Source organism: Mycobacterium lentiflavum (assembly GCF_022374895.2).
GTDB classification, from domain to species: Bacteria; Actinomycetota; Actinomycetes; order Mycobacteriales; family Mycobacteriaceae; genus Mycobacterium; species Mycobacterium lentiflavum.
In genome coordinates this window covers 5,271,461-5,297,021 of record NZ_CP092423.2, presented here as the reverse complement: position 1 = coordinate 5,297,021, position 25,561 = coordinate 5,271,461, and the positions used below count along the sequence as shown (strand labels likewise).

Annotated in this window: 31 protein-coding genes and 1 tRNA gene; 16 read left to right on the top strand and 16 right to left on the bottom strand. The window is 64.7% G+C overall.

Features of this window, described 5'->3' with window-relative positions:
• Positions 1-132: 132 nt before the first annotated feature.
• Entirely contained in the window at positions 133-783 is a 651-nt protein-coding gene (locus MJO58_RS24710) for a hypothetical protein (RefSeq protein WP_090607043.1), read from the top strand.
• A gap of 22 nt (positions 784-805) precedes the next feature.
• On the opposite strand, the gene MJO58_RS24705 is transcribed toward MJO58_RS24710, so the two are convergent.
• Positions 806-1,012, bottom strand: coding sequence for a hypothetical protein (locus MJO58_RS24705; protein ID WP_420845441.1), 207 nt, complete (start codon positions 1,010-1,012; stop codon positions 806-808).
• Positions 1,013-1,134: 122 nt separating this feature from the next.
• On the opposite strand from MJO58_RS24705, the gene MJO58_RS24700 reads away from it, so the two are divergent.
• From MJO58_RS24700 to MJO58_RS24665, 8 genes are all read left to right on the top strand, one after another.
• A complete protein-coding gene (locus tag MJO58_RS24700; RefSeq protein WP_239721302.1) occupies positions 1,135-2,286 on the top strand; it encodes a TDT family transporter in 1,152 nt (383 codons plus the stop codon).
• 288 nt (positions 2,287-2,574) lie between these two features.
• Positions 2,575-2,745 (top strand): hypothetical protein, encoded by a 171-nt coding sequence (locus tag MJO58_RS24695; protein WP_175364540.1) that lies wholly within the window; start codon positions 2,575-2,577, stop codon positions 2,743-2,745.
• 24 nt (positions 2,746-2,769) lie between these two features.
• Positions 2,770-3,645 (top strand): alpha/beta fold hydrolase, encoded by an 876-nt coding sequence (locus MJO58_RS24690; RefSeq protein ID WP_175364539.1) that lies wholly within the window; start codon positions 2,770-2,772, stop codon positions 3,643-3,645.
• 236 nt (positions 3,646-3,881) lie between these two features.
• The gene (locus tag MJO58_RS24685; RefSeq protein WP_239721301.1) at positions 3,882-4,526 is read left to right on the top strand and encodes a S1 family peptidase; all 645 of its coding nucleotides are present in this window, start codon (positions 3,882-3,884) and stop codon (positions 4,524-4,526) included.
• A 145-nt stretch (positions 4,527-4,671) separates the two neighbouring features.
• Positions 4,672-5,136 carry a lipoprotein LpqH gene (locus MJO58_RS24680; protein WP_090607035.1) on the top strand — a complete coding sequence of 155 codons (465 nt, stop codon included), beginning with the start codon at positions 4,672-4,674 and terminating at the stop codon, positions 5,134-5,136.
• Positions 5,137-5,187: 51 nt separating this feature from the next.
• Positions 5,188-6,123 carry an MAP_0585 family protein gene (locus tag MJO58_RS24675; RefSeq protein WP_239721300.1) on the top strand — a complete coding sequence of 312 codons (936 nt, stop codon included), beginning with the start codon at positions 5,188-5,190 and terminating at the stop codon, positions 6,121-6,123.
• 19 nt (positions 6,124-6,142) lie between these two features.
• Positions 6,143-6,913: an enoyl-CoA hydratase gene (locus MJO58_RS24670; RefSeq protein WP_239721299.1), complete on the top strand. Its 771-nt coding sequence runs from the start codon at positions 6,143-6,145 to the stop codon at positions 6,911-6,913.
• A 133-nt stretch (positions 6,914-7,046) separates the two neighbouring features.
• Positions 7,047-8,687 carry a diflavin oxidoreductase gene (locus tag MJO58_RS24665; protein WP_239721298.1) on the top strand — a complete coding sequence of 547 codons (1,641 nt, stop codon included), beginning with the start codon at positions 7,047-7,049 and terminating at the stop codon, positions 8,685-8,687.
• A 109-nt stretch (positions 8,688-8,796) separates the two neighbouring features.
• Here the strand turns inward: MJO58_RS24665 and MJO58_RS24660 are convergent, their stop codons facing one another.
• The 5 genes from MJO58_RS24660 to MJO58_RS24640 all read right to left on the bottom strand — a co-directional run bounded on the left by MJO58_RS24660 (position 8,797) and on the right by MJO58_RS24640 (position 11,673).
• Entirely contained in the window at positions 8,797-9,240 is a 444-nt protein-coding gene (locus MJO58_RS24660) for an ATP-binding protein (protein ID WP_090607025.1), read from the bottom strand.
• 100 nt (positions 9,241-9,340) lie between these two features.
• The gene (locus tag MJO58_RS24655) at positions 9,341-9,781 is read right to left on the bottom strand and encodes a response regulator (protein ID WP_239721297.1); all 441 of its coding nucleotides are present in this window, start codon (positions 9,779-9,781) and stop codon (positions 9,341-9,343) included.
• 114 nt (positions 9,782-9,895) lie between these two features.
• Positions 9,896-10,171 carry a hypothetical protein gene (locus MJO58_RS24650; protein WP_259608731.1) on the bottom strand — a complete coding sequence of 92 codons (276 nt, stop codon included), beginning with the start codon at positions 10,169-10,171 and terminating at the stop codon, positions 9,896-9,898.
• A 320-nt stretch (positions 10,172-10,491) separates the two neighbouring features.
• Positions 10,492-10,806: a class I SAM-dependent methyltransferase gene (locus MJO58_RS24645; RefSeq protein ID WP_239721295.1), complete on the bottom strand. Its 315-nt coding sequence runs from the start codon at positions 10,804-10,806 to the stop codon at positions 10,492-10,494.
• 150 nt (positions 10,807-10,956) lie between these two features.
• Complete coding sequence (locus MJO58_RS24640; protein ID WP_239721294.1) at positions 10,957-11,673, bottom strand: SDR family NAD(P)-dependent oxidoreductase; 717 nt, start codon at positions 11,671-11,673, stop codon at positions 10,957-10,959.
• A 251-nt stretch (positions 11,674-11,924) separates the two neighbouring features.
• On the opposite strand from MJO58_RS24640, the gene MJO58_RS24635 reads away from it, so the two are divergent.
• Positions 11,925-12,719: a DUF732 domain-containing protein gene (locus MJO58_RS24635; protein ID WP_239721293.1), complete on the top strand. Its 795-nt coding sequence runs from the start codon at positions 11,925-11,927 to the stop codon at positions 12,717-12,719.
• A 278-nt stretch (positions 12,720-12,997) separates the two neighbouring features.
• Entirely contained in the window at positions 12,998-13,492 is a 495-nt protein-coding gene (locus MJO58_RS24630; RefSeq protein WP_239721292.1) for a class I SAM-dependent methyltransferase, read from the top strand.
• A gap of 394 nt (positions 13,493-13,886) precedes the next feature.
• Here the strand turns inward: MJO58_RS24630 and MJO58_RS24625 are convergent, their stop codons facing one another.
• The 3 genes from MJO58_RS24625 to MJO58_RS24615 all read right to left on the bottom strand — a co-directional run bounded on the left by MJO58_RS24625 (position 13,887) and on the right by MJO58_RS24615 (position 15,567).
• Positions 13,887-14,144, bottom strand: a complete 258-nt coding sequence (locus MJO58_RS24625; RefSeq protein ID WP_239721291.1) for a hypothetical protein — start codon at positions 14,142-14,144, stop codon at positions 13,887-13,889.
• A 597-nt stretch (positions 14,145-14,741) separates the two neighbouring features.
• A tRNA-Thr gene (locus tag MJO58_RS24620) sits at positions 14,742-14,813 on the bottom strand.
• Between the two features lie 28 nt (positions 14,814-14,841).
• On the bottom strand, positions 14,842-15,567 hold the full coding sequence (locus MJO58_RS24615) for a hypothetical protein (protein WP_239721290.1): 726 nt from the start codon (positions 15,565-15,567) through the stop codon (positions 14,842-14,844).
• Between the two features lie 159 nt (positions 15,568-15,726).
• Between MJO58_RS24615 and MJO58_RS24610 the strand changes: the two genes are divergently transcribed.
• Together MJO58_RS24610 and MJO58_RS24605 are read left to right on the top strand one after the other, a co-directional pair.
• Entirely contained in the window at positions 15,727-16,446 is a 720-nt protein-coding gene (locus MJO58_RS24610) for a response regulator transcription factor (RefSeq protein WP_090607001.1), read from the top strand.
• 35 nt (positions 16,447-16,481) lie between these two features.
• Complete coding sequence (locus tag MJO58_RS24605) at positions 16,482-17,933, top strand: sensor histidine kinase (protein WP_175364537.1); 1,452 nt, start codon at positions 16,482-16,484, stop codon at positions 17,931-17,933.
• On the opposite strand, the gene MJO58_RS24600 is transcribed toward MJO58_RS24605, so the two are convergent.
• From MJO58_RS24600 to MJO58_RS24585, 4 genes are read right to left on the bottom strand one after another with little or no spacing between them, the layout of a single operon-like run.
• On the bottom strand, positions 17,930-18,340 hold the full coding sequence (locus MJO58_RS24600; RefSeq protein WP_239721289.1) for an HIT family protein: 411 nt from the start codon (positions 18,338-18,340) through the stop codon (positions 17,930-17,932). The genes MJO58_RS24605 and MJO58_RS24600 overlap by 4 nt on opposite strands.
• Positions 18,341-18,395: 55 nt before the next feature.
• Entirely contained in the window at positions 18,396-18,899 is a 504-nt protein-coding gene (locus tag MJO58_RS24595; RefSeq protein ID WP_090606998.1) for a YkgB family protein, read from the bottom strand.
• Complete coding sequence (locus MJO58_RS24590) at positions 18,896-19,405, bottom strand: GNAT family N-acetyltransferase (protein WP_239721288.1); 510 nt, start codon at positions 19,403-19,405, stop codon at positions 18,896-18,898. The genes MJO58_RS24595 and MJO58_RS24590 overlap by 4 nt, the downstream gene beginning before the upstream one ends.
• Entirely contained in the window at positions 19,402-19,929 is a 528-nt protein-coding gene (locus MJO58_RS24585) for a hypothetical protein (protein WP_239721287.1), read from the bottom strand. The genes MJO58_RS24590 and MJO58_RS24585 overlap by 4 nt, the downstream gene beginning before the upstream one ends.
• A 173-nt stretch (positions 19,930-20,102) precedes the next feature.
• Between MJO58_RS24585 and MJO58_RS24580 the strand changes: the two genes are divergently transcribed.
• From MJO58_RS24580 to MJO58_RS24570, 3 genes are all read left to right on the top strand, one after another.
• Entirely contained in the window at positions 20,103-20,735 is a 633-nt protein-coding gene (locus tag MJO58_RS24580; protein WP_239721286.1) for an RNA polymerase sigma factor, read from the top strand.
• Complete coding sequence (locus tag MJO58_RS24575) at positions 20,732-20,971, top strand: anti-sigma factor family protein (protein WP_239721285.1); 240 nt, start codon at positions 20,732-20,734, stop codon at positions 20,969-20,971. The genes MJO58_RS24580 and MJO58_RS24575 overlap by 4 nt, the downstream gene beginning before the upstream one ends.
• Positions 20,972-21,042: 71 nt before the next feature.
• Positions 21,043-21,699: a dihydrofolate reductase family protein gene (locus MJO58_RS24570; protein WP_239721284.1), complete on the top strand. Its 657-nt coding sequence runs from the start codon at positions 21,043-21,045 to the stop codon at positions 21,697-21,699.
• Positions 21,700-21,806: 107 nt separating this feature from the next.
• On the opposite strand, the gene MJO58_RS24565 is transcribed toward MJO58_RS24570, so the two are convergent.
• The 3 genes from MJO58_RS24565 to MJO58_RS24555 are packed head-to-tail and all read right to left on the bottom strand — an operon-like array spanning position 21,807 to position 25,441.
• Positions 21,807-22,226, bottom strand: a complete 420-nt coding sequence (locus tag MJO58_RS24565) for a ketosteroid isomerase family protein (RefSeq protein WP_090606975.1) — start codon at positions 22,224-22,226, stop codon at positions 21,807-21,809.
• Positions 22,227-22,243: 17 nt separating this feature from the next.
• Positions 22,244-24,298, bottom strand: coding sequence for an FAD-dependent oxidoreductase (locus tag MJO58_RS24560; RefSeq protein WP_239721283.1), 2,055 nt, complete (start codon positions 24,296-24,298; stop codon positions 22,244-22,246).
• A gap of 15 nt (positions 24,299-24,313) precedes the next feature.
• Positions 24,314-25,441 carry an NDMA-dependent alcohol dehydrogenase gene (locus tag MJO58_RS24555; RefSeq protein ID WP_239721282.1) on the bottom strand — a complete coding sequence of 376 codons (1,128 nt, stop codon included), beginning with the start codon at positions 25,439-25,441 and terminating at the stop codon, positions 24,314-24,316.
• Positions 25,442-25,561: the final 120 nt, after the last annotated feature.

Sequence of the window (25,561 nt, the reverse complement as noted above, 5' to 3'; positions counted from 1 at the left end):
CACTGTGGCCCTTCTCACGCCGGCGAAACGCCCGAATCGCCGACAGCGATCTTCGCGCTACCAGCATGTTTTGGCTAGGATGCCCCGAGCTTAGGGTCCGCAACCGTCGCGGACCGGTCCCAGGAGGAAAACATGGCCGACGAGATCGATTCCGACTCGTCACCGGACGGAGACCAGCACGCGGGCAATGTCGATGCCGAGGCGCCGCAACGCGGCCTGCGGCAGGTCTGGGAGAAGGTCCCACCGGGTCTTCGGACGGTAATACCCCTGGCTTTGTTGGTGTCCGTCGTGATCGTCGGTTTCTACAACTGGGTGCGACCTTCGCGGGACGATTGGTCGCATCTGCCCGACCGACTTATCTGCCAGATGCAGTCGGTGACCAGACCGCCGCCCGCGCTCGTCGTGGACTCGGTCGGTGTCACCCATCCCCGGGCCGACATCCTGGCGCTCGTGGTGCACTTTGCCCAACCACTGCCGGCGGCGCCGAGCTACCAATTGACCTACCGCCTCGCCAACAACGGCACCCCGTTCGCCGTGCTGACCCAGCGGCCGGGCAGCGACGACTTGGCGATCAGCAACACCCGAGCCGACGGTGCCGACGTCAGGACGGATCTTGGCACGCACGCCAGACGGACGGGACCCGACACCGTCGAGATGACGCTGGACCTAACGAAATTCGGCATCCAGAAGGACTTCGTGAACCCGGCGATCACGGTTTCGTCTCAGCTCGACACGCCCCGCGGCGAACCGATGGCCTACGCGTTGCAGGTTTGTCACGGATAACGAAAGCTGTTGCGGCCCAAGGTTAGCGAACCTTTTCGAGGTCCTCGCCCGAATGGTAGAACAGCCGGATATTCGACCCGGTGACTATTTCTGCGAGGTATACACCGAGCGGTTCGACTTCGTAGTAAAAGTGAACGTAGCCATGCTTATCCAAAGCGGTGGCACAGGTCAGGCCCGGCGCCCCGCACCGTTGCTTGGTGGGCAGCGCAAGTACCCCGATTACCAGCATGACGATGATTCCGATCAAGATTGGGGCCTTGTTCACGGTGTGCCTCGGTTGCACGGAATACGTCACCCGATGGAGTGTAAGCGCAACATCGCCCAATGCCGGGGAAGTAGGGTCTGTCAGCTATGACGAGTGCAACCTCTGCCGACCCACCGTCGTCGCATGCCCGGGTGGAGCTGCTCGGCAATATCGGCCCCAACTGGTTTGCCTCGGTAATGGGAACGGGAATCGTGGCTATCGGTGGTGCGACGCTGCCGTTTCACGTGGTGGGTCTGCGCGCGTTCGCGCAGGTGGTGTGGGTCATCGCCGCGGTCTTGCTGGTGGCGCTGATCGTCTTGGTGGGTAGCCACTGGTTGCGTCACCCCACGGTGGCGCGCGGTCACGCCCGCAACCCGCAGATGGCCCATTTCTACGGCGCCGCGCCGATGGCGCTGATGACCGTCGGCGGGGGAGCGATGGTGGTCGGCAGGGACCTGATCGGCGCGCGCATCGCCGTCGACCTCGACTGGGTGCTGTGGACCGCGGGAACCCTCGGCGGTCTGTTCACGGCGGTCAGCATCCCGTTTCTGATGTTCACCCAGCACGACGTCGAACCCGATGCCGCCTTCGGCGGCTGGTTGATGCCCGTGGTTCCGCCCATGGTGACCGCGGCGATGGGTGCGATGCTGTTGCCGCACATCGCCGCGGGCACCGGCCGTCAGACCATGCTCTATTTCTGTTACGCGATGTTCGGGTTGTCGTTGCTGGCCTCGTTCAACATCATCGCGATGATCTGGAGCCGACTGGTGCTGTATGGCACCTCGGGCACCGCGCGAGTGCCGACGCTGTGGATCGTGTTGGGTCCGCTTGGTCAATCCATCACGGCCGCAGGACTTCTCGGGACGGCCGCGTTGAACGGTTCCATCGACCACGACGTGGCCGAGGACATGAACACGTTCTCGATCCTCTATGGGGTTCCGGTGTGGGGCTTCGCGGTGTTGTGGATCGCGCTGGCCACCGCGCTCACCGTGCGCACCCTGCGCCGCGGGATGCCGTTCGCCCTGACGTGGTGGAGCCTGACGTTCCCGGTCGGCACCTTCGTGACCGGGACTTCGCAGCTTGCCGCTCACACGCATCTACCGGCCTTCAAGGTAGCCGCGGCGATCGCCTACGCCGGTCTGCTCTTCACCTGGTTGTTGGTGGCGGTCCGCACCGCTCGGGGCAGTCTGCGTGGCAATCTGCTCAAGCTGCCGCCGAGTAGTGCTCCGATCAAGGCCCACAAGGAGCAGTTGTCCTAGGACGAAAGCCGAACTCCGAAGAGCGGCGGCACGATTCGCGCGATGCCATCGCTGCCTTCTCGCCGCCGATGGTCGGCCGGCAAACCCTGACATGCGGGTAAACACTTGGCTTGCAACATATGTGAAATTGCCGACCACGCATGACCGAACCCCGTTTTGAGAAACCGGCCGGGTGGGTAGGCAACAGTGAACCCGCTCGGCTAGCGAACATGTCGGATCCGCGGGTTCCGGCAGGTCCGGCGTCAGGCGACTCAAGGCGCGGGCCGGATAAACAAACGGAGGACACACATGCGCGCTGAAGAAGGCGACGAATCGGTCACCGATTACGCCCGGGAAGGCAAGCAAACGCACGATCGGATCACGGAAGCACGGCGGGCGAGAGGTCCGCTGCGGCGGATCACACAGCGGGTCGCAAAGTTCTTTCGCGGCGAACAGGATTCCCCAAGTGCCAACGACTGATCGGGGTCGTCTTACGATCTCTTGATGACGACGGCTCCCGAACAGTTCTCCACCTCAGGGATCGGCGGCGTCCGCATCGTCGCCGATCGCCAGGGCGACCCGCTTTCGCGGGCCGTGGTGTTCTTGCACGGCGGAGGGCAGACCCGGCGCTCGTGGGGCCGCGCGGCCGCCGCGGTCGCCAAGCGCGGCTGGCAGGCTGTCACGATCGATTTGCGAGGTCATGGCGAGTCGGACTGGTCCAGCGAAGGCGACTATCGCGTCGTCAGCTTTGCCGCCGATGTCCAAGAGGTGTTGCGGGGCCTGCCCCCGAAACCGGTTCTGGTGGGCGCCTCGCTGGGCGGATTCACCTCGATGCTGCTGGCCGGGGAGATCTCGCCCGGGATCGCCAGCGCCGTCGTTCTCGTCGACATCGTGCCCAACATGGAGCAATCGGGGGCGAATCGCATTCACAACTTCATGGCCGACCGGGTGGAATCCGGATTCGCCTCTCTTGAAGAAGTTGCCGACGCGATCGCCGAATACAACCCGCATCGACCCCGGCCCACCGATCTCGAAGGCCTGACCACCAACCTGCGCCGCCGCGGGGATCGTTGGTATTGGCATTGGGATCCCCAATTCATTAGTGGCACTGCGGCTTTCCCGCCATTCGAGGTCACCGACGCCGATCGCATGCACACCGCCGTTGAGGCGATCCTGCGCAGCGGTGTGCCCATGCTGCTGGTTCGTGGCCAAGTGAGCGATCTGGTCAGCCAGGAGCGCGCCGACGAATTTCTCGCACGCTTTCCCGACGTCGAGTTCACCGATGTGCACGGTGCTGGGCACATGGTCGCCGGCGATCGCAACGACGTTTTCGCCGGAGCTGTTCTGGATTTCCTGTCCCGCCACGTCGACGCCGGATAACGTCACCGCCGTCTGCGTCGCGGATCGCCGACTCGACGAACCTGATCGGCGAGGAAGTCCTCGCGCTGCTCACGGGGATCAAGGGCGCCACGCACGACCACAGCGACCCTTCTCATGACGGACCCCCGTCGGCGACTCGGTCCGGCGCGCACCCGTAACGGTGCGCCGCCGCCCCTCTGAGCAGCTACAAGTCGCAGTCGGCTGGTAGCATCCTGGCCCGACAAGAGGAGAGCGGCGTGGCTATAGCGCGGTTGCGGGGGTTGGGTTTGTTCGCTGCCATGATGATGGCGGCGACGGTGTTCGCGAATAAGGCTGCGGCAGAGGAGCCGCCGATGCCGGGTGTGCAGCTTGAGGACGAAAGCAGCAAGTGCACAGCGGGTTTCGCCGCGCAAGGCAATGACGGCAGCTATTACTTGCTGACCAGCGGCCACTGCGACGCGCACGACGGTTCGGTATGGACCTATGGCCCGAGCATCCCGCTGGGGGCGATCACCGTCAGCGAGAAAGAGGGCGACAAGCGCGACGCCGCCATCATCCGCCTCAACCCCGCTGTGGGCGTGCCAACCGGTGGTGTCGGTGGACTAACTATCCGAGATGTGTTGAGCAGCAACGAACTTAAGGTAGGTACACCGTTCTGCAAGTTGGGTGCAGTCACCGGCGAGACCTGCGGAAACATCACCGCGATCAACGGCGATGTCCTCGAGGCCGGCGTGTACAGCCTAGGTGGCGACAGCGGCAGTCCCGGCTACGTGAAGAACGACGACGGGACCGTAAGTGCGGTGGGTATCTTGATGTCCTCGCCGGAGGGGGACGACAACACCACCTACTTCACCCTTGTGCACCCGTTGTTGGGCAAGTGGGGAATCCGCATTCTGCCCTGACGGGTATCGGGTTTCGGCGCGCTCGGTATTGGGTACTAGCCGCTGCGGCATCTTGAGTACGGACCCGCGCCGCCCGGCGGGGTCTTTACGTATTGACAGAGGCAACGTGAAGTTGGCGGCACCAGCAACACAGGGGGAGTGGTCGGTGAAACGTGAGATCGTGATCGGCGCGGCCGGCGTGGCCATGGTGGTCGCAAGTTGTGTCGGCTGTTCGAGCAACAAGTCCAACACCGGCGCACCGAGCACGGCAGCAGCACCGGCCGGCCCCCAGGTCATCGTGGACGGCCAGAAGCAGAACGTCTCTGGCCAGGTCACCTGCACGCCGGCCGGCGACAACATCAACATCGGCATCGGTGATGCCTCAGCGGGCGTGGGCGCGGTCATCAGCAACGCCAACCCGCCCATCGTCCATGCGGTCGGGTTGGGCAACGTCAATGGGATCGCGTTCGGCTACTCCGATGCCGCGCCGAACCAGGCCAGCAATGCCGGGGCGGCGGTGGACGGCAAGTACTACGCGATCAAGGGCACGGCAACCGGTACGGATATGACCAATCCGGAACAGCCGCAGACGGTAACCAAGCCTTTTGAGATGGACGTGACCTGCCCGTAGCGCGGGCCAACGAGACATCGTCGGGGCCGAAGCCCCAGAGGGGACGCAGCTATGTCGAAAAAGCGTGTCAGCGCGGTGGCGCTCGCGGCGGGACTCAGCATCTCCGCATTGAACCCGGGGTTCGCGAGTGCCTTCCCGCTCGACCCACCGCCGTGCCCGAATGGCAGCTGCCACGGTGGGCCCGCCGGCCCCGGCGGACCGCGTAGCCCGCAGGCGCCGGAAACCACCGCCCCGCCGGCCACCACCGCGGCGCCGGCGACCACTGCCGCGCCCGCGACAACGGCCGCCCCGCAGACCACCGCTGCGCCACAGACCACGGCCGCGCCGCAGACCACGGAGCAGCCGAGTCCGCAAACCACCGCGCCGCAAACCACCGCGAGCACGACCGCACCGGCCACGCAGACCACGAGCCCGCCGGCCAGCCAAACGACCACGCCGGCGCAACAGACCACGACCCCGCCGACCAGCCAAACCACGACTCCCGCCGAACAGACCACTACGGCGCCGAGCGCACAAACCACGACGCCGGCGGGCAGCCAAACCACCTCGCCGTCCGGACAGCAGCCCACTCGGACCGTGGTGGCGCCCAGCACCCAACCGCCGCACGAGCCGTACCAGCCGCGCGGCACCTACCTAACGGCCACCGCCGAGATCGGCGGACCGATGGACTCATCGGTCGGCTTCAGCATTGTCGGCCACGGGGCTCCGCCGCCACCGCCGCCGCGGGGCTGGGGTTGGAACGACGGCCCGCCGCCGGGTCACCCGCCGCCACATTGGTACGGCCCGCCGCCTCCGGGTGGCTGGGACGGCCCGCCGCCTCCGGGTGGCTGGAACCGCCCATGGGTCGGGCCGCCGCGCGATGTGGTGTATGCGCGCAGCAACTTCTCGCCGTTCGCCTACAACACCTTTACCGTCGTGCCGGTCTTCAACTGGCAGTTCGGCGGTTGGGGTTACTGGTTCTTCGGTGTGTGGGTCCCGCTTTACTAAGCACACCGAAAACCCGTAATTGGAGCGACGATTCGTCAGGCAGGGCCGCGATGGCGGCCTGGTCACCCTTGAGCTGATCAACTCCAAGCCGCTCAATATCCTGGGCAGCGGAGCCATCGACGAACTGGCCGAGGCGTTCCGCGAGATCAGCCACGACAGCGACGTCAGGGTCGTGGTGCTGCGCGGGGCGGGCGAGCAGGCGTTTATCGGTGGCGCCGACATCAACGAGATGGTTGAGCTGGATCGGTCCACCGGCGAGATTTTCATCCGTCGGCTCGCGGGCTTGTGCGAGGCGATTCGCGAATGCCCGGTGCCGGTCATCGCCCGACTCGCGGGTTGGTGTCTCGGCGGCGGCCTGGAAGTCGCGATCTGCTGCGACCTGCGGATCGCGGAGCCGGGGGCCAAATTCGGCATGCCGGAAGTGGCCGTCGGCATCCCCTCCGTCATCCATTCGGCCTTGCTGCCCGTGCTGATCGGGGCCTCGCATGCGGGCTGGTTGTTGCTGATCGGCGAGACGATCGACGCCGCGACGGCGCTCGGGTGGGGACTCGTCCACGAGGTGGTCGCCGCCGACGAGCTCGACCACCGCATCGCCGAACTCACCACGAAACTCAGCGGGTTCGGCACATCCGCGGTCCGTCAGCAAAAGCGACTGCTCAACAAATGGTTCGAGATGAGCTTGCACGGGGCGATCGAAGACAGCATCGAGCAGTTCGGTCTGGCCTTCCTGACCGGGGAGCCGCAGCAGCACATGCGGGCGTTCCTCTCCCGCAAGCGCGACAAGAGCTAGTCCTGCCGTCCCCGATCCGCGAGCGTCGCGGTCAGGTGGTTGCGCTTCTGGTAGCAGCAAAATAAGGTAAGCCTAAGCTAATAGAGACGCGCCGTTTCGCGCTCGCCGACCGCGACGACAGTGGGAGCGATTCATGCCTTCTCAACCAGAGTTCTCGCTCGTTGTCGGCTACGGCAGTGACATGGGCAATGCCGAAGACGCCGCCATGACGTTCGCCGAAGCGGTCGAGGAGTCCCTCGGCCTCAGCGTCAGCGCAGTCGAATTGAACCAGGTCGAGCCGGCCGACCTGCAATCGGCGACGCACTTCGTCGTCGTGTGCTCGACGTGGGGCGAGGGCGAGTTTCCGGACAACGCCTCCTTGTTCTGGGAGGCGATCGGCACCGAGGGCGCCGGGCGGCTGGAGCATTTGCGGTTCGCGGTACTTGCCCTCGGTGACACCGGATATGAGCAGTTCTGCAACGCCGGGCGGCTCCTCGATGAGCGACTGGAAGCCCTGGGCGGAATCCGTCTGATGGACCGCGTCGACGTCGACGGCGGCTATCTGCAGGAGGCTGAGGCGTGGACGAACGATCTCGTCAAGCTGCTGCTGGTCGGTCGCACCGATCCCGCGCCCGCGGTTGCCGTCGGCACGCGGGAGCCTCGCCCGTCCGACAGCGTTGAACAATCACGGCGCGATCGCAGCCATCCGCTGTTCGATGCTCGCGTCGTGGTCAACCGACTGCTCACCACTGCCGAGTCCGACAAAGAGGTCCGGCATTACGAGATCGACCTCTCCGGCTCCGGATTTGCTTACCACGCAGGCGATTCCATTGCAGTTCAGGCCAGCAATGATCCGACCCTTGTTGAGGCGATCCTGAGCGAGTTGGGCGTGGGCGCCGGCCACGCCGTCATCGGCTACGACGAGCGGCTCGGCGAGCTGCTCACCGAGCACCTCGAGATACGGACGCCGTCGCGAGCGCTGCAGACGCTGGTCGCCGCCCGCACTCGCGACGCCGCCGCCGCGAGCGAGCTGGGTACCGAAGCCGTTGCGGGGCAGGGCTCGTGGTGGTACGGCAAGGACGTACTCGACCTGATCCGGCTGGGCGGGCTGACTGTCGACGACGTCGTCGACACGCTGCGTCCACTTCAGTCGCGCGACTATTCGATCGCGTCGAGCCCGCTGGTACACCCCGACCACGTGCACCTCACAGTGGCGACGGTTCGCTACACGGTCGGCGATCGCCGGCACGGCGGCGTCGCCTCGACGTTCCTGGCGGACCGCGCTGACACTGTACGCGTGCACCTGCGACCAAACCACGCCTTCCGTTTGCCAGCGGGCGACGTGCCCATCATCATGATCGGCCCGGGCACCGGCATCGCGCCGTTCCGCGGTTTCCTGCAAGAGCGACAGGCTGTCGGCGCGCCCGGGCGATCATGGCTGTTCTTCGGAGACCGGCGGCGTCACTGCGACTTCCTCTACGACGACGAGCTGGCTGCCTTCATCCGGTCGGGCACGCTGACCCGACTCGACTTGGCCTTCTCCCGCGATGGAGCGGCCGGCGAACCGAAACAGTATGTCCAGCATCGTATGTGGGAGAATGCAGCGGACATCTTCCGCTGGTTGCGCGACGGTGCGTATATCTATGTGTGCGGCGACGCCGAGCGAATGGCCAAGGACGTCGACCAGGCACTACGTAGAATTGTGGGAAGCTGCGGCGGGATGGACGACAGCGCCGCACACTCTTACGTGAACGACCTCGTGAAGAACCATCGCTACCTGCGCGATGTCTACTGACTAGCACCGCTGACCACCCACACGCGGGGGCCTTATGGCGCGACCGGACGAAGCGGCCGTGCGAAACGAGCAAATCGGTTGGGAGCTAAAAGCCCTTACGGATGCTAAATCAATGTCTTTGGGCCGCAGAATAATCCAGACACACGGTGGTGCCATCGGGGTCAGTGCTGATGGTGCAGTGGTCTGCCAACGCGTGCATCAACATGATGCCGCGAGAAGCGCGAGGGTCGTGGGGTTGGCGCGGCGAGCGTCGGTACCAGCGGCCACGATCGCTGACGCATACCCGGATCGTCTGTGCCGCAGGGTCATATCCCGCCTGAAGTCGCATGGTGCCGACGGCGTCCTGAGCGTGGTAGGCGTGTTCGACGCAATTGGCGAGGGCTTCGTTGACGCCGAGAACAACGTCCCCGCTGACCTGTGCTGATGCCTGCGGAAGCTCCCGGAGCCAACTTTGCAGCGTACGGCGTAACGCGCCCGCGGTCGCGGCGTCGGCCGCACCCGTGCAACTCAACTGCGCCGGTACGGCGGAAACTGCGGAGACCTCAACGCTCATAAGCCATCGCATACCCCGTCGATTCTGGAAAAAACCAGGGTCGCATATCGCTTGCGCCACAGATCCATAGACGCGCCGAGACCCGCGAGAAACCGCAAGGTCAGCGGCGTGGAGGGAGCCGCACGATCTGGACGAAGAAGTTGTCGATCGTTCGGATGGCGGCCATGTAACGGTCGAGGTCGACGGGCTTGGTGACATAGGCATTGGCATGCAGGTTGTAGCTACGCAAGATGTCCTCTTGGAGCGAGGATGTGGTGAGCACCACGACCGGGATGTCCTGCAGGTCGGGGTCTGATTTGACGGTCTGCAAGATGTGGCGACCGTCGAATTTCGGCAGATTGAGATCCAGCAAGATGAGATCGGGCCGTGGCGCGTCGCGGAATTCGCCGCGGCGGTAGAGGAAGTCCAATCCTTCGGCGCCATCTCGGGCGACATGGAGCTTGTTGGCGATCTTGTGGTGCTCGAATGCTTCTCGCGTGATCAGTTCATCACCGGGGTCGTCTTCGACGAGCAGTACGTCTATCGGGTACGGCGCTGTCATCGGGGAATCCACCTTTCGGGCGGGCGACGCGCAAAGAGCGCTTCTTGAAAAGTGGTTTACCCCTTGGTAATACGCATTAATCCGACTGTGATGCTTTGCTCACGAGTCGCTAACCTATTGTCCGGCAGGGGCATCCATTGGGAGACCATCACCGTGCCCGACATTGCGATGAGCCAGGCTGGTGGCGAGTGTCCTATCGCCCTGGACGGTCCCGACGATGTCCACGGCATCATTGATCGTGAAATGTGAAGTGACGGCGTAGGAATTGCTGCCATTTCCGGTGATCACGGTGGTATCCGGCGTGAGCAAATAGGTCTGGGTGTACCCGCTGGCGCTTCGCGCGGTTACCGAATCCGCCGACACCGCGATCAGGACTCCCTCTTGACTCACCGGGACTGACGCGGGCGCTGTCGCGGCCGTCACATGGCTAGGTGCCGTTGGCTTGTCGGTGTCAACCGTAAGCGCGGCGAAGCTCACTGCGCACAAGATCGAGATGGGAGCAGCACCACACGTGACAAACCGTCGCCTGCACGGTCCTGTTAGTCGGTGCTTGGCGCCCACGATCAATCCTTCTTTCCGCGGTGCGGCGCCGATGGTCATCGGCTCGACCCAGTCAGATTCGTTGCATGATGAATTACCCGACGCGCCGTGCGGGTAAACCCGGCGCTGCTGCCCGGGCTCGTGCTCAGATCGCCGAACTCGCCAACAGGTCAGCTCGCGTTGAGGGTCGGACAGTCCTGATAGCGAGCCGCATCGATGTATGCGTCGGCGCGTTCGGCGGCTTCATCGTTATCCACCCCGGTCAGGTCGTAGTTATTGGCCTTTTCCGCGGTGCTCACGATCTGACGTCTTGACCACCCCTGTGCCAGGGCTGCGCATATCGTTTCTTCCGTCTGATTTCTATGGTTCGGCCAGTCGGGCAAGAAGGTCACCACATCGGCGCTTGCCGTGGCGATTGTGCCAGGCAGCGCGCCCATTCCACCGAGCGGAATCATCAGCGACATTGCGGAAAGCAATTTCTTCATGGCCGCCGACCGTACGCGCGTTAACCGAGAGTTAACTGTGTTGTCACTGTGTGGACTTCCATTTTGCTGGGCAGCTGCACGCAGTCCCGTCAGGAATCGGAGCACCGCTTGCCGGCATCTGATCGATTGCCGCACTGGGCCTTTGAATTGCTAGGCTCGGGCGAGCAGGGCTGAGTATTGATGCTCGAGTGCCTTGGCTGGGCCCGTGCGCCACATTCCCGCCAGGGATTGCGAGAGGGCGTCGGGAAAGATCTCGTCCTCGTCGTTTTCCAGCCCATCGAAGATCCCCTGCGCTACCGATTGTGGTGAGGCTTTGGGTATTTCGAGGCCACGTGTCATATCGGTATCCACCGGGCCGGTGAGTACGGCATGCACGCGGATACCCTGCGACGCCAAGGTGAAGCGCAGCGACTGCGTCAGCGAGAACGCCGCGGCTTTGGACACGGAGTACGCCGGGATGATCGGCAAGGGCGCCAGGGCGTTGAGAGAAAGGTTGTTGACGATCGAGCCGCCACAACGCGCCAGGAGAGGCAGGTACGCGTTGATTACCGCGTACGTGCCGAAAAGGTTGACGGCCAAGTGTTGTTCGAGTGCGGATCGGTCGCTGAGGTCGTCGTAGAGTGCCACACCTGCGTTGTTGATCAGGATGTCGACGGCCTCCACTTGGGTGACCGACTGCCGTATCTGCGCAGGTTCGGTGATGTCCAGCACTAGTGGTGTGACACGAGAGTCGAAGTTGGCCAAGGGCTTTCGAGATCCGACGTAGACCCGACTGGCGCCCCTATTCAGGGCCTCGTCGACAAGGGCGCGTCCGATACCGCGGTTGCCCCCGGTAATCAGCACTGCTTTGTCCGAGATGGTGACCATGATCGCAAGCTCCTTCGTGGCTGGTGGCAGTGAGCGGGCACCCGCCGGTGTCGGTGGTCGATGCATCCGTCGGGAGGTGTCCGTATGTGTTCCGATACCTGGACCCGTGACGATTCATCGGTCGGCTGGTCAACGGTCGCGAACGTGCCGGCCGTGCGGGGTCGGCGGATCAGCGTCGGCGCCCTTACCGTGTTGCGCGCGGTGTCGGCCTGGACTTGTCACAGCGTCGTGACGCTCGCAAACTGGTTGATATGCGCGACCGCGAGACCATCGAGTCAGAACTACGGCGGATCGCTGCGCGGGGCGCCCAGCCCTCATCCCGAGAGGCCGACGAGCTGCTCGACGAGCTCCTGGCCCATAGCGCTGGGATCCCGTCCCCCGCCCCGGTTGCGACGGGGGAATTCGACTACATCCCGGACGCTTGGTTGCGCGAGACCCGTCGCGAGACCAAGACCGAAAAAGTCCCGCCGCGCCGACGTAAGGGCGCGGTGCGCCGCTTCGGACTTGTCGCGGCGCTGCCGCTATCTCTGGTAGCCCTGGTCGCGGCGGTGGTGGTGATGGTGGCGATGCGCCACCACGATTCGTCGGCGCAGTCGGCTGAGGCGCAACCGACGGAAGCCTCGCCGTCGGCCGCGCCGCCCCAGCCGGTCGCACCCAAAGCGCCCGGGCCGCGGGCTGACGTGGTCGACATGGCTTTCGTTGAGGCGCTGAAGCACGAAGGCGTACCGGTTCCCAGCCAGGAATACGTGGTGGCCCAAGGGCACGCGGTCTGCGATTTCCTCACGCGCCAACGCAATTTCGCGGATGCGGTCGGATTCGTGCAGCGATCTTCGATTTGGGATGCCAACCAAAGCGCCGACGTCACGGCGGGCGCCATCATCTCGTACTGCCCGCAATCTCGGCCTTCGATGGCGGACGAGGTGCAGCAGCCGGCCTACCAGAACACTCTCTCGGATCTGCAGGCCATCGAAGGAAAGCTGCAGGGCATCCAGGACGATCTGCACGGTATCCAGGGCGGCCTGGACAACCTCCCGGGCCACCCGTAAACCGGGTCAGCCAGCGCGGCGCTCCCGGTCGGGGTTGAACTCTTCTGCCAGCTCGGTTGCTTGCGGGTAAATTGTGGGCAATATGTGGTCACGTTCTGTCCGCCACGCCGGATGTCTTGTGGGGCCGCGGAAGCCGGGCTAGCGAGTTTTTCGGATGCGGCGAGGAGATAACCATGACCCGGCGAGACTCCACGTTCGACATGATCTACCGAAATAGCTTGTGGGGCATCGGTTCCGGGCCCGGTTCCCGACCGGCGTCAACCCAGCGTTATCGCGGGGTGCTCGAACGCTTGCTCGCCAGTCACAACATCGGTTCGGTTCTCGATGTCGGATGCGGCGACTGGTCATTCTCCCAGTTGATCGATTGGGGATCAGCTTGCTATCACGGAATCGATATCGTGCCCGGTCTGATCGCGGAAAACGATCGGAGGTTCGCGATGCCTGGGATCACCTTCGAGTGCGTCGATGTGCTGACGGATTTCTCGTGGCCGGCCGCTGACCTGCTCCTATGTAAGGACGTCCTCCAACATTGGCCCAATTCGCGCGTCCTAGACTTCTGCGCCACTGTGCTGCCGCGATACCCCTTCGGGATGCTGACAAACGACATAGCCAGTCCGACGCGCACCGTCGAAGACCTGAATGCCGACACCCCGATGGGAGGCTGGCGCCCCCTCGACCTGGAGGCCGCGCCGTTTCATCTCGGCCCCCAATGGCGCCTCGACTATACGATCGCGCCCGAAGAGACGAAGCGCATCTATTTCTTCCGGCACTAGGCCCGTGCGCAAAACCAAACTCGGAGCCCCCTGTCAGGATTGAACTGACCCGACGGGCCAGCGGGGGAGGGCGAAAACCCCTCCTAGCAGCGAAAGTTCGTTACCAGAGATCAAGGGAGATATCTGTAACTGCAGCGGAATTGTGGGCATTTTGTGGGCAGAAGTCTGGCGGAGGGCCCGTCGGCCTGCCTCGCATCTCATCCGTTCCGAGATAGCATTCAATTCTGTTCGGGCCTGGTCGATTTGGTCGTAGGCGTACCTCGCGATGGCAGCGAGGTGCCTCGGTCTGTCCGGGCGGGCCCGGTGAAAGTGCGCGACCATTCCTGCCTGCGGACCGGACACCACTTCCGGCTCGCTCACATTGCAGTTCAGAACTGATTGGGCAATTTGTCAGTCACTCATTTGTGGGCCACGCCGAATAGTAGGCTCCGATTGCTTTTTCGATTGCTAGACCGCGCTCGTTCGGCCGCCAATCGGGCCCGAGATTGTTCATCATTTCGGTGATGAGGACGTCCACCACGGCGCGAGTCTGTTCGCTGCTCGGCTCTTTTGTGGCGCGAAGTTCAGTGAGCATGGCCGGTTCCAGGCGTGCCAGTTCGTCAATAATCACCGCGCGATGCTCCGCCGGGATGGCGTCCAGAACATTGTTCACGGGTGCCTCCATCCGTTTTGGTTCTTAGCCCAGGCCGTCACCACTTGGCCGTCTTGATTCAAGACGACCACCGCGTCCGGGCCCTCGTACGCGTAAGAACCGCGGCCCTGGTCGTCTAGTTTAAATCTCGGCGCATTGAGAGGGTGCTCGACTGCTTCGTTGAGCGCGCCGTCGTTGACGCCATGGCCATCTCGGTCTTGGATTCGTTCCTGTCCGTGGCCGGTGAATCCGTTGATATGTCCAGGCGGAGGAAAGGGTGGTTCGCCGGGTGTCGGACGCGGTGGATCCTCGCCGCGGCCCTCGGGGCCTTCGCCCCCGTGCCCTTGGCTTTTGCCGCCCCCTTTGCCGGCTGGGCCAGAGCCGCCTTTCCCACCTGTGCCAGAGCCGCCTTTTCCGATGGGGCCGCCGCCGCCCTGGGCCACTCCCGTTTTTGGATCGAACGGTGTCGGACCCGGCTGGACACGCCAGTCAGTTCGCCGTTTGGCTAACGCTCACCTCTGGCCACCTCACCGGAAAATGTGGGCAAGGAAGTCTCAACCGCACGATTGTTCGACGCCGAAAACGCCTCTACCAGCACCGACGGGAACCGAAAGTGAGAGCCCCCTGTCAGGATTGAACTGACGACCTTTCGCTTACAAGGCGAGTGCTCTACCACTGAGCTAAGGAGGCCGGGTAAATCGGCTGCAAGCTTAGCCGTTCAGGAGTCGCTCTCGATGATGCGCTGGGAGGGCACCGGACGCGACACCGTGCGGCGCCCGGGTCGCCGGCCCGGCAGCGGGATCCGTTCGGCGATGTTGCTCAGCGGGTTGACGACCATGGTGAGCGCGTTGACGGCGTCCTGCAGCGTGGCGATGGCCGGCTCGAGCGCCTCCATCCCGGGAGTCAAGCGCGCGAGCGTGTCGGCGACGTCGGCGAGCTGGTCCAGCGGGCCGTGTTTGGCGGTCAGTTTGTCGATCAGGCCACCCTCGGACAGCAGGCGGTCCGCCAGCCCGTCCTCGGACAGCACCCGTTCGATCAGCCCGTCCTCGGACAACAGCTGATCGGCCAGCCCGCCCGGCTGCAGCGCCCGGTGCAGGCCGCCACCCTCGGCGGTCAGCCGGTCGACCAGGCCGCCCTCCGACATCAGCAGGTCGACTACGCCGCCCGGACGCAAGAGCCGGTCGAGGGGCCCGTCGGCCGCCATCGCGCGTCCCAGCGGTGCGTCGTCGTCCATCATCCTGGCCAGCCGGTTGGCCCGGTTGATCGCGTCGTCGAGCCCCAAGATCGAGGTCACCGCGTTGGTGCGGGTTTGTCCGCTCTCGCCGAGTGATCGCTTCGCCACCCCGACGGCCACGGTGGCAAGGTTCAGGCTCGCTTCGGCAGCCGCAAGGCCGACCCGTGCGGGCGCGGTCGCGGCGGACACCATGCTTTTGGCGAGATCCATGGTTCCGAGTCTATGCACGACGAGCCCTCGGAAACCCGGTACTGGTCCAAGCCGATGCGATGATTCCTGGCAGACTACTAGCAGAAGCTTGTCACCGAGCTCCCAGCAATTACACAATCATCAAATAGGAAACGCTCAGCTTAGGACGGAACAACCCAGATGACTGCGGCACCCCAAGGCGACACCAAACCGGAAGCGCGCATCCTTGTCGTTGACGACGAGGTCAATATCGTCGAGCTGCTCTCGGTGAGTCTGAAGTTCCAGGGGTTCGAGGTCTCCACCGCGACCAACGGAGCCCAGGCCCTAGACCGCGCTCGGGAAGCGCGCCCCGACGCGGTGATCCTCGACGTGATGATGCCCGGCATGGACGGCTTCGGTGTGCTGCGCCGGCTGCGGTCCGACGGTATCGATGCCCCGGCGTTGTTCCTGACGGCGCGCGACTCCCTACAGGACAAGATCGCGGGACTGACGCTGGGTGGCGACGACTATGTGACCAAGCCGTTCAGTTTGGAGGAGGTCGTTGCCCGGCTGCGGGTCATCTTGCGGCGTGCCGGCAAGGGGGGCGCCGAAACCCACAATGCCCGCCTGACGTTCGCCGACATCGAGCTCGACGAAGAAACCCACGAAGTGTGGAAGGCCGGCGAACCGGTGTCGTTGTCGCCCACCGAATTCACGCTGCTGCGTTACTTCGTCATCAATGCGGGCACGGTGCTGAGCAAGCCGAAAATCCTTGACCACGTCTGGCGTTACGACTTTGGCGGCGACGTCAATGTCGTCGAGTCCTATGTGTCGTATCTGCGCCGAAAGATCGATACTGGGGAGAAGCGGCTGCTGCACACCCTGCGCGGGGTGGGCTACGTTCTTCGGGAGCCGCGCTGAGTACGCGCTCGGCCATTCGGGGAAAGTAGCAATAGGTGGCGAAGAAGACGGAAACGGCCACACAGGTTCGCCGGGGATTGCCCCTCCGAGTGGGTCTGGTTGCGGCAACCCTGGTCTTGGTGGCGTGCGGGCTGGCGGCCTCGGGCGTCATGGTCACGTCGATCTTGCGGCACAGTCTGGTCAGCCGGATCGACACCACGCTGCTCGAGGCCTCGCGCGGCTGGGCGCTGGCCCCGCGGCGCCAACTCACGGCGTCCTCCTACGAAGGCCCGGACCCGGGCCGACCCCCGTCGAAGTACTACGTGCGCGGCGTCGGCACCGACGGCAAACCTTTTACGGCCATCAATGACCGCAACGCCGAACCGGCCCTGCCGCCCGACAACGACGTGGGTCCCAATCCGACGACGCTGTCCTCGGTCAACGGTTCCGATATTCAGTGGCGAGCGGTATCGGTGCGCGGGCCCAACGGCCTGACGACCGTCGCGATCGACCTGTCCGATGTGCAGCACACGGTGCGCTCGCTGGTGTGGCTGCAGTTCGGCATCGGGGTCGCCGTGCTGGTGGTCGTCGGGATCGCCGGATTCGCGGTGGTGCACCGCAGCCTGCGCCCGCTGCTCGAGGTCGAACAAACCGCCGCCGCGATCGCCGCGGGCCAACTGGATCGCCGTGTCCCCGAACGTGATCCCCGCACCGAAGTGGGCCGACTTTCGTTGGCGCTCAACGGAATGCTCACCCAGATTCAGCAAGCGGTGGCTTCCTCCGAGTCCTCGGCCGAGACGGCGCGCGGCTCGGAGGATCGGATGCGACGGTTCATCACCGACGCCAGTCACGAACTTCGGACCCCGCTCACCACGATTCGCGGATTCGCCGAACTGTATCGGCAGGGCGCGGCCCGTGACGTGTCGATGTTGTTGTCGCGCATCGAAAGTGAAGCAAGCCGGATGGGTCTATTGGTCGACGATCTGCTGCTGCTGGCGCGCCTGGACGTGCAGCGACCGCTGGAACACCATCGCGTCGACCTGCTGGCGCTGGCCAGTGACGCCGTGCACGATGCCCAGGCGATCGACCCGAAGCGCAAGGTGACGATGGAAATCCTCGACGGTCCCGGCACCCCGGAGGTGCTCGGTGACGAGCCCCGGATCCGCCAGGTCCTGAGCAACCTGGTGGCCAACGCGCTGCAGCACACCCCGACCAGTGCCGACGTCATCGTGCGGGTCGGAACAGACGGTGACGACGCCGTGATCGAGGTGGCCGATCGGGGTCCCGGCATGAGCCAGCAGGACGCGTCGCGGGTGTTCGAGCGGTTCTACCGCACCGACTCGTCGCGCGCGCGGGCCAGCGGCGGTACCGGCCTGGGGCTGTCCATCGTCGACTCGCTGGTCCACGCGCACGGAGGCAAGGTCATCGTCCAAACGGCGCCCGGTGACGGATGTTGCTTCCGCGTCACCCTGCCGCGCGTCAGCGACGTACCGGCCCAGGTGGGCTAAGCCTTGGCCAGCTGCTCGAGCGCCGCCTTGATCCTGGCCTGCGCCTGATCGAGCGACTCCGGCGACGGATTGCGGTCGACGTTGGCGAAGCCGAAGTCGCTGAGGCTGCGGGTGGGGAAGACGTGAACGTGCAGATGCGGCACTTCCAGGCCCGCGATGATCAGCCCGGCACGTTCGGCCCGGAAGGCCTTGCACACCGCCTTGCCGATCAGCTGGCTCACCGACATCACGCGCCCGAACGCTTGACCGTCGACATCCTGCCACTGATCGATCTCGGCGCGCGGCACCACCAGCGTGTGCCCCTGGGTCATCGGCTCAATCGTCAGGAATGCGACGACGTCGTCGTCCTCATAGACGAATCGGCCGGGTAGTTCACGGTTGATGATCTTGGTGAAGATCGACGCCATGGCCCCCAGCATAGGTATGCCGACGCCGTGGCGTGGGCAAGCCCCCTGGCGGGGACTACTCGGTCGATGCGGTGACGCTGCGGGCTGCCAGTGCGTCGGCCAGTGTCCAGACCGCGAGGCCGAGCAACGCTACGTCTTTGATGAGGAATGCACCATCCGCCGACAGCAGCGGGAAGCCTCCGGCGGCGGCCTCGAAGACGCCCGGCGTGGTGAACAAGAAGCTGACGGTGGCGATGAAAAGGCCGATCGCCATCAGGCTGCCCACGATCGACGCGCTTGGCCACCTGGGTTTGAGCGAAAGCAACAGGGCCGCAGTCAGTTCGAAGATTCCCAGCAGGTTTGAGAAGGCACTGACCGAAAACACGTCATACAGCCAACTCATGAACGGGCTGTGTGCGATGAACGGTTGAATACCCTGCGCCTCGTACGACGTGAATTTCATCGCCCCGAACCAGACGATCACGATGACGAGCCCGTAGCGGCCCAGCATACTGCCCAGTCGCGTCATCGCTTCCGTGATCGCGAAGACCTGAGCGGAAACGTTGTACCGCAAGTTCATTGAGCATCTCCTCTGCTGTGGATCTTTCGATAACGTGTCATGGGTCCGAACGCACCGCGTACGGTGGCGACGGGGGTCATGCGGAGCCGCTCGATGACCGCGGCCGAGGCGGTGTTGCCGGCGTCGACCTCGGCGTAAACCGCCGCGATACCCAATCCGCCTAGCGCGTAATCGATTACGCCGCCCGCCGCTTCGGTCGCGTAGCCATTGCCCCAGCTGGTGGGCAGCAGGCTATAGAAGACTTCCGGGCCCAGGTTCTCCAACGGTCGTAGCCCGACCGCGCCGACGGGTGGGCAATCGGGTTGTCGTATGAGCCACAGCCCATATCCGACGGTGGCGAAGGTGCTTGCGGTGATGGCGGCGCCGATGTCGTCCGGCACGGCGGGCGTTCCGTCGAATAGGAATCGCCGAATTATCGGGTCGCTCCAGTGCGTGATCAGAAAGTCGGTGTCATCCGCTGATACCGGCTGCAGCGTGAGTCGTTTCAGTTCAAGCACGTCCGTCACATCGGGCTCCGCGCTGTCAGTTCGGGGCCGGCCGTGGCGTTCGTCGCGGCAAATACCGCTCGGCGCGATCTCAATAGGCCGGCGAGCATCAGGACGCAGTAGCTGTACGGCAGCACCATGAGCGGCTGCCCCGTTGCACGAAAGAATCGAGTAGCCATGACCGCGTCGTGGAGACCGACCCATACGAAGCAGAAAGCGAGGAACCACCACGCCCACCGCTGCCCGCCGCGCAGCCCGAACCGCGCGACCACAATTACCGCGGCCGCACCCGCCACGATGTTGACCCCGCCGACCGAGCCGCTCAATTGCGTCCACGCCGGGGCATCAAGACCAGCGCGCGAAAGACCGGCGTAGGAGAAGTCGAGGGACCCTAACCCGGTCCACCATGGCGAATTCGCGCGCGCCACACCCAGCCACGTGGTCAGTAACGTGGTCACTCCGGCCGCCAGCGGAACAAAGCCGGCGGCAAAATTGAGTTTCCAGCCCGGCACCGCCATGGTGACACGGCCTGGCGTCGCACCCATGAGTCGATCACTTGCTGCGCCGGCCGAGGGCCGGCTCGTGGAAGATTGCATGCTGAGTGGTGTGCGGGGAATTGTCCGGCGTTACACAGACGCCGGCTGCCGGCCGGTGTGTAACGATCCGACCGATCCCGACAACTAACTTGAGCGCCGTGGATGGCTAGTGTTAGGTCGCGATGGTGGTGAAGGACGAGTCGGGGCTGATCGCGGCGCTGCGCGAACGCGACGAAGCCGTATTCGCCCAGCTTGTCGATCAGTACACGCCGGCGATGCTGCGGGTGGCGCGGGGTTATGCGCCGACACACCAGATCGCCGAGGAGGTCGTCCAGGAAACCTGGATCGCGCTGTTGAAGGGAATTTCGAAATTTGAAGGCCGATCCTCTTTACGCACTTGGCTTTTCGCCGTGCTGATCAACATCGCCAAGCAGCGGGGCGTGAGGGAACGCCGTGACGCCGATGCGGAGATCGCGGCGTTCACCGGCGGCACCGTCGATCCCGCGCGGTTCCGTCCTGCCGATGACCCGATGTGGCCAGGGCATTGGAAAGAGCGTCAGGAACCAGCCGCGTTCCCGGACACCCCGGAGGGATCGGTCCTGGCGGATGAGTTGATCACATTTGCCCGACGCGAACTCGACAAACTACCCGAACGTCAGCGCGTGGTCGTCTCCCTGCGCGACTTGCTCGGATTCGACTCCAACGAGGTGTGCGAGTTGCTCAACATCAGCATGGCCAACCAGCGAGTGCTGCTGCACCGCGGCCGGGCCGCGGTCCGGCAGGCACTCGAGAATTATCTGGCGGACCCGTCATGACGAGACCGCCGATGGACTGCGTAGAGCTCGTCGAGCTCGTGACTGCCTATCTGGACGGAGCTCTGGACGATCCGACCCGGGCTCGCTTCGAGGACCACTTGGAAACGTGTGACGGCTGCGAAACCTACCTCCGGCAATTCCGCGTGACCGTGGCGACTCTTGGCAAGATTCCCGACGAGGAACTCGACCCCGCCTTTCGTGACCGACTGCTTACCGCTTTTCGCAACTGGCAATAACTTCGGCGATTGGCCGATGAGTTTGGTGGGCCTCGACGGTCAGTCCCTGACAGACCACAAGGAGATCCAGCATGTCACAGGTGCGCGTGCACAACTTTTCGATTTCCCTCGACGGCTTCGGTACCGGCATCGGACAAAGCCTGGATGCGCCGTTCGGCCACGCCGGTGGCCGGTTGCACGAGTGGTTCTTCGCGACGCGGACCTTCCGCGCTATGCACGGCGAGTCGGGCGGGACGACGGGCATCGACGACGCTTTTGCCCGCGCGTGGCTGCCCGGCATCGGTGCCGAAATCATGGGACGGCGCAAGTTCGGGCCGCAGCTCGGCCCATGGAACAGCCAAGATGGCGGCGACGAGTGGAAAGGCTGGTGGGGCGCCGACCCGCCGTTCCATACACCGGTTTTCGTGCTTACCCACCACCCTCGGCCGCCGATCGAGATGGATGGTGGCACCACGTTCTACTTCATCGACGCCGGGCCCGCGGATGCCCTCGACATCGCGCGAAAAGCCGCCGGAGAACTCGACATTCGCGTCGGCGGGGGACCGTCGACCGTCCGCCAGTTCCTCGCTGCGGATATCGTCGACCAGATGCACATCGTCGTGGTTCCCATCCTGTTGGGCCGCGGAGAGCCGTTGTGGCAGGGACTGGAGGGGCTCGAGCAGCGGTTCGCGGTGGAGTCGGTGACCAGCCCCAGCGGCGTCACGCATCTGAGCTTCACCCGCCGCTAGACATGCCGTCTCGACGGCCGAATCATGAGCGCACCGTTGATTTCGTTCTATGTCGTCGGGAAAATCACACGCGCGATTCACGGGAGGAGGCGCATCGGCTGAGCGGCCTACTCCTGCTGGCCGAACTCCATCACGTCGAGGTTCCAGTAGCCGCGCATGTTGGTGATCAGCCCCTCGTCGTTGACCTTATAGGTGAACACGCCGCGCACCTTGCTGGTCATGCCGCCCTCAAACTTGCTCTGCAGCACCAGAATATGAGCGATCTCGTTGGGCGAGCTGGAGGGGAACGTCTCCTCGCAGGTGATGGTCAGCTGGTTCTGCGCGATGTTGTTGTCGAAGAACTCGCCGACGGCGGCCTTGCCGCGCACACCGGTGCCGTCGGGGTTGGTGACGGACTTGCCGATCGGGTCCTCGATGACCACATCGTCGGTCATCAGCGCCAGCCAACCGTCGCGGTCTTTGCCTTGAGCGCAGCGCCACGACGACTGGGACGCGGTCAGGGCCGGGGATTGGGTGGTTTGGGTCATCGCTATCTCTCCTGTCGTTAGATCGCGCACGCGGCGCGTGCGCCCTCTTCGGTTGCCTTACGAATAAGCCCCAGACCGGTGCAATCGCCGGCAGCATGCACGTCGGCACCGGGCAAGGCGGCCGTCACGCTGTCGAACAATGCGGTGTCGGGTTCCACGGATCCCGCGATCACGACGCTGTCGGCGGCAAGTTCCCGAGTTGTCCCAGCGACTGGCGTAAACACCACGCCCCGGGTCGTGATGCGGTGGACGGCCGCGCGGATGTGCACGGTGACGCCGAACCGGTCGAGTCGATCCATGTGTTCGGTCTTGCGCTTGTTACCCACTTCCGGCGCGATGTCCTTGCCGGACTCGAGGATCGAAACCAACCGGCCCCGGCTGGCCAGGAACTCGGCGAGTTCCAGGGCGACCAGGTCTGCGCCGATGATGACGACCCGCCGGCCCAGCGGCATCCAGGCGCGGGTGGCAAGCCGGACGGCGGCCGGGCGCACCAGCCGCTGCCGCCAGCCCGCCAGCAACGAGGCACCCAGCCGTTGCCAAGCCGGATCGGTGGCATCGGCGTGGCCGCCGAGCAACTCACGTAATCCCGGCCCGGTAAGCACGTGCGGCAGGTCGGCTCCCGGAATCGCCGGCACCGCGACGTGACCGCCGGTGGCCACCACCACGGCGTCAGGCGCATGCGCGACGACATCGTCGGCCGAAACTAGGTGGCCCAGATGCACTTTGGTGTTGCTAAGCCTGATCTCGGTGCGCAGATACCGCAGGAACGGCTGGTTCTCGGGGTGCAGCACCGACGCCCAGCGCAGCGCACCGCCGAGTTGGCCGGCGCGTTCGAAAAGTGTGACGCGGTGGCCGCGCTCGGCGGCAACCCGGGCGGCCTCCAAACCTGCCGGCCCACCGCCGATCACCACGACGCGCTTGGCGCGACCGGCGCGTGGCGCGGAAAGTTCGCGTTCCTTGCCGGTCCGGGGGTTGACGGCGCAGTCGACCGAGAAGCGCTGTTCCATTGCGTCGATACAGTTTTCGCAGGAGATGCATTTGCGGACGCGGTGCCAATGACCGGTTCGCAGTTTGCGGGGCAGGTCGGGGTCGGCCAGCAGCGGGCGCCCCATCGCGATGAAGTCCGCGCGTCCGTCGGCGAGGATCTGCTCGGCACGGACGGGGTCGTGTATCCGGCCGACGGCGATTACCGGCACGTCGACCACCTGCTTGACGGCCGCGGCGGCGCCGACGTTGAGCGCGTCGCCGTCGTCGGCGGCGTTGACCATGCCGGTCACGAGCCGGTCGATCACCCCGCCGCTGACGTGGAAGGCGTTGACGCCGGCGGCGACGAGTTCCGGTGCCATTCGGGCGGTTTCGTAGATCGGCCGCCCTCCGGCAACCCGCTCATAGCCGGAGATACGCAGCGTGATCGGCAGCGCATCGCCCACCTCAGACCGAATGGCGGCCAGCGTCTCCAGCACCACCTGTAGCCGGCCCCGTGTGGAGTCACCCCGATAGTCGTCGGTACGACGATTACGTTGTGGTGCAAGGAAAGAACCAAGCAGCATGTAGCCGTGTGCGGCGTGCAGTTCGATACCGTCGTAGCCGGCCTCGGCTGCGCGGCGCACCGCCGCCTTGAACAAGTCAAAGACCTCGCCGAGTTGTTGCTTGCTGATCTCGCTGGACGGGCGGCCGGTGAGATACGACGGGATCACCGATGGCCCCAGCGATTCGACACCGAAGATCTCCGGACCCAGCCCGTCGGGGCCGGCGTGCACGATCTGCGGCTGGATCTTGGCGCCGTGTTCGTGCACCACCTCTACCAGCGCCCGATGGGCGCCGACCGACTCGTCGGTGCCCAGATGCAGGCCACCGGGAGTCTCGGGGTGGTGATGGTCAATCCCGGTGGCGCCCAACGTGATCAAACCGACCCCGCCGCGGGCACGCGCCGCGAAGTAGTCGCGGGTGCGCTCGGACGGCAGCCCGTCGCCGGTGCCGTACATCGTCTCCATCGGGGACATGACGACCCGGTTGCGCACCGTCATGGCGCCGATTCGCCCCGGCGCCATGAGGTGCGGAAAGCTGGTCACCCAGGACCGGTCGGATTACCGGTCGGCGTCGGTGTACCGGATGACGCCGCGAATGTTCTTGCCGTCCAGCATGTCCTGGTAGCCCTCGTTGATCTGCTCGAGGCGGTACTGAGTGGTGACCATGTCGTCCAGGTTGAGCTTGCCGGCCTTGTACATCGACAGCAGCTGCGGGATGTCGTACTGCGGGTTACCACCGCCGAAGATGGTGCCCTGCAGGTTCTTCTGCATCAGCGTCAGCATCGCCAAGTTCAGGTTCACATTGTTGTCCAGCAGGCTGCCGATCGCTGTCAGTACGCAGGTGCCGCCCTTCTGGGTGATGTTCAGGTAGTTGTCGACGTCGGCGCCGTGCAGCTCGCCGACCGTGACGACCACCTTGTGAGCCATCAGGCCGTAGGTGACCTCGGCCATGCCCATCAGCGCGGCGTTGATGTCCGGGTAGACGTGGGTGGCACCGAACTTCAGCGCCTGATCCCGCTTCCATTCCACCGGGTCGATCGCGAAGATGTAGCGCGCGCCGGCGTTTACCGCACCCTGCAGCGCGGCCATGCCGACACCACCGACGCCGACGATCGCGACGTCTTGTCCCGGCCGGATGTCGGCGGTGCGGACCGCCGAGCCGTAGCCGGTGGTGACGCCACAACCGACCAGGGCGGCCACCTCGAACGGCACCGACGGATCGATCTTCACCACCGAGGCGCGGTGCACGACCATGTACGGCGAGAAAGTGCCGAGCAGCGTCATCGGGAAGACGTTCTGGCCGCGGGCCTGGATGCGGAAGGTGCCGTCACTGACCGCCTCACCGCCGAGCAGGCCGGCGCCCAAGTCGCACAGGTTGCGCATGCCGGACTGGCAGGTCGGACACTGCCCACACGATGGGATGAACGACAGCACCACGTGGTCGCCTGGAGCAATGTCCTCCACGCCGGGCCCGACTGCGGTGACGATGCCCGCACCCTCATGGCCGCCGAGCACCGGGAAGCCCGCCATCGGGATGCCACCGGTAACTAGATGATGATCCGAATGGCACATCCCGGCCGCTTCCATCTGGATCTTGACCTCGTGCGCTTTCGGGTCGCCGATCTCAATTTCCTCGATGGACCACGGCTGGTTGAATTCCCAGATCAGCGCGCCTTTTGTCTTCATGAAGGACCTCCACTAACGTGCCCTGACCCGAGTGCCGGTGAAAGGGGCCGGCCGCGGCCGGATGGCAATTTAGAACGTGTTCTCATTCACAGACCATTATGACGTGCATCACCGGGCTGT

Excerpts from the sequence above, each read along its gene's own strand:
- MJO58_RS24710 (WP_090607043.1), top strand. The coding sequence starts at position 133 with ATGGCCGACGAGATCGATTCCGACTCGTCACCGGACGGAGACCAGCAC.
- MJO58_RS24705 (WP_420845441.1), bottom strand. The coding sequence starts at position 1,012 with ATGCTGGTAATCGGGGTACTTGCGCTGCCCACCAAGCAACGGTGCGGG.
- MJO58_RS24700 (WP_239721302.1), top strand. The coding sequence starts at position 1,135 with ATGACGAGTGCAACCTCTGCCGACCCACCGTCGTCGCATGCCCGGGTG.
- MJO58_RS24695 (WP_175364540.1), top strand. The coding sequence starts at position 2,575 with ATGCGCGCTGAAGAAGGCGACGAATCGGTCACCGATTACGCCCGGGAA.
- MJO58_RS24690 (WP_175364539.1), top strand. The coding sequence starts at position 2,770 with ATGACGACGGCTCCCGAACAGTTCTCCACCTCAGGGATCGGCGGCGTC.
- MJO58_RS24675 (WP_239721300.1), top strand. The coding sequence starts at position 5,188 with ATGTCGAAAAAGCGTGTCAGCGCGGTGGCGCTCGCGGCGGGACTCAGC.
- MJO58_RS24665 (WP_239721298.1), top strand. The coding sequence starts at position 7,047 with ATGCCTTCTCAACCAGAGTTCTCGCTCGTTGTCGGCTACGGCAGTGAC.
- MJO58_RS24660 (WP_090607025.1), bottom strand. The coding sequence starts at position 9,240 with ATGAGCGTTGAGGTCTCCGCAGTTTCCGCCGTACCGGCGCAGTTGAGT.
- MJO58_RS24655 (WP_239721297.1), bottom strand. The coding sequence starts at position 9,781 with ATGACAGCGCCGTACCCGATAGACGTACTGCTCGTCGAAGACGACCCC.
- MJO58_RS24645 (WP_239721295.1), bottom strand. The coding sequence starts at position 10,806 with ATGAAGAAATTGCTTTCCGCAATGTCGCTGATGATTCCGCTCGGTGGA.
- MJO58_RS24640 (WP_239721294.1), bottom strand. The coding sequence starts at position 11,673 with ATGGTCACCATCTCGGACAAAGCAGTGCTGATTACCGGGGGCAACCGC.
- MJO58_RS24635 (WP_239721293.1), top strand. The coding sequence starts at position 11,925 with ATGCGCGACCGCGAGACCATCGAGTCAGAACTACGGCGGATCGCTGCG.
- MJO58_RS24615 (WP_239721290.1), bottom strand. The coding sequence starts at position 15,567 with ATGGATCTCGCCAAAAGCATGGTGTCCGCCGCGACCGCGCCCGCACGG.
- MJO58_RS24610 (WP_090607001.1), top strand. The coding sequence starts at position 15,727 with ATGACTGCGGCACCCCAAGGCGACACCAAACCGGAAGCGCGCATCCTT.
- MJO58_RS24600 (WP_239721289.1), bottom strand. The coding sequence starts at position 18,340 with ATGGCGTCGATCTTCACCAAGATCATCAACCGTGAACTACCCGGCCGA.
- MJO58_RS24595 (WP_090606998.1), bottom strand. The coding sequence starts at position 18,899 with ATGAACTTGCGGTACAACGTTTCCGCTCAGGTCTTCGCGATCACGGAA.
- MJO58_RS24585 (WP_239721287.1), bottom strand. The coding sequence starts at position 19,929 with ATGGGTGCGACGCCAGGCCGTGTCACCATGGCGGTGCCGGGCTGGAAA.
- MJO58_RS24580 (WP_239721286.1), top strand. The coding sequence starts at position 20,103 with ATGGTGGTGAAGGACGAGTCGGGGCTGATCGCGGCGCTGCGCGAACGC.
- MJO58_RS24575 (WP_239721285.1), top strand. The coding sequence starts at position 20,732 with ATGACGAGACCGCCGATGGACTGCGTAGAGCTCGTCGAGCTCGTGACT.
- MJO58_RS24570 (WP_239721284.1), top strand. The coding sequence starts at position 21,043 with ATGTCACAGGTGCGCGTGCACAACTTTTCGATTTCCCTCGACGGCTTC.
- MJO58_RS24565 (WP_090606975.1), bottom strand. The coding sequence starts at position 22,226 with ATGACCCAAACCACCCAATCCCCGGCCCTGACCGCGTCCCAGTCGTCG.
- MJO58_RS24555 (WP_239721282.1), bottom strand. The coding sequence starts at position 25,441 with ATGAAGACAAAAGGCGCGCTGATCTGGGAATTCAACCAGCCGTGGTCC.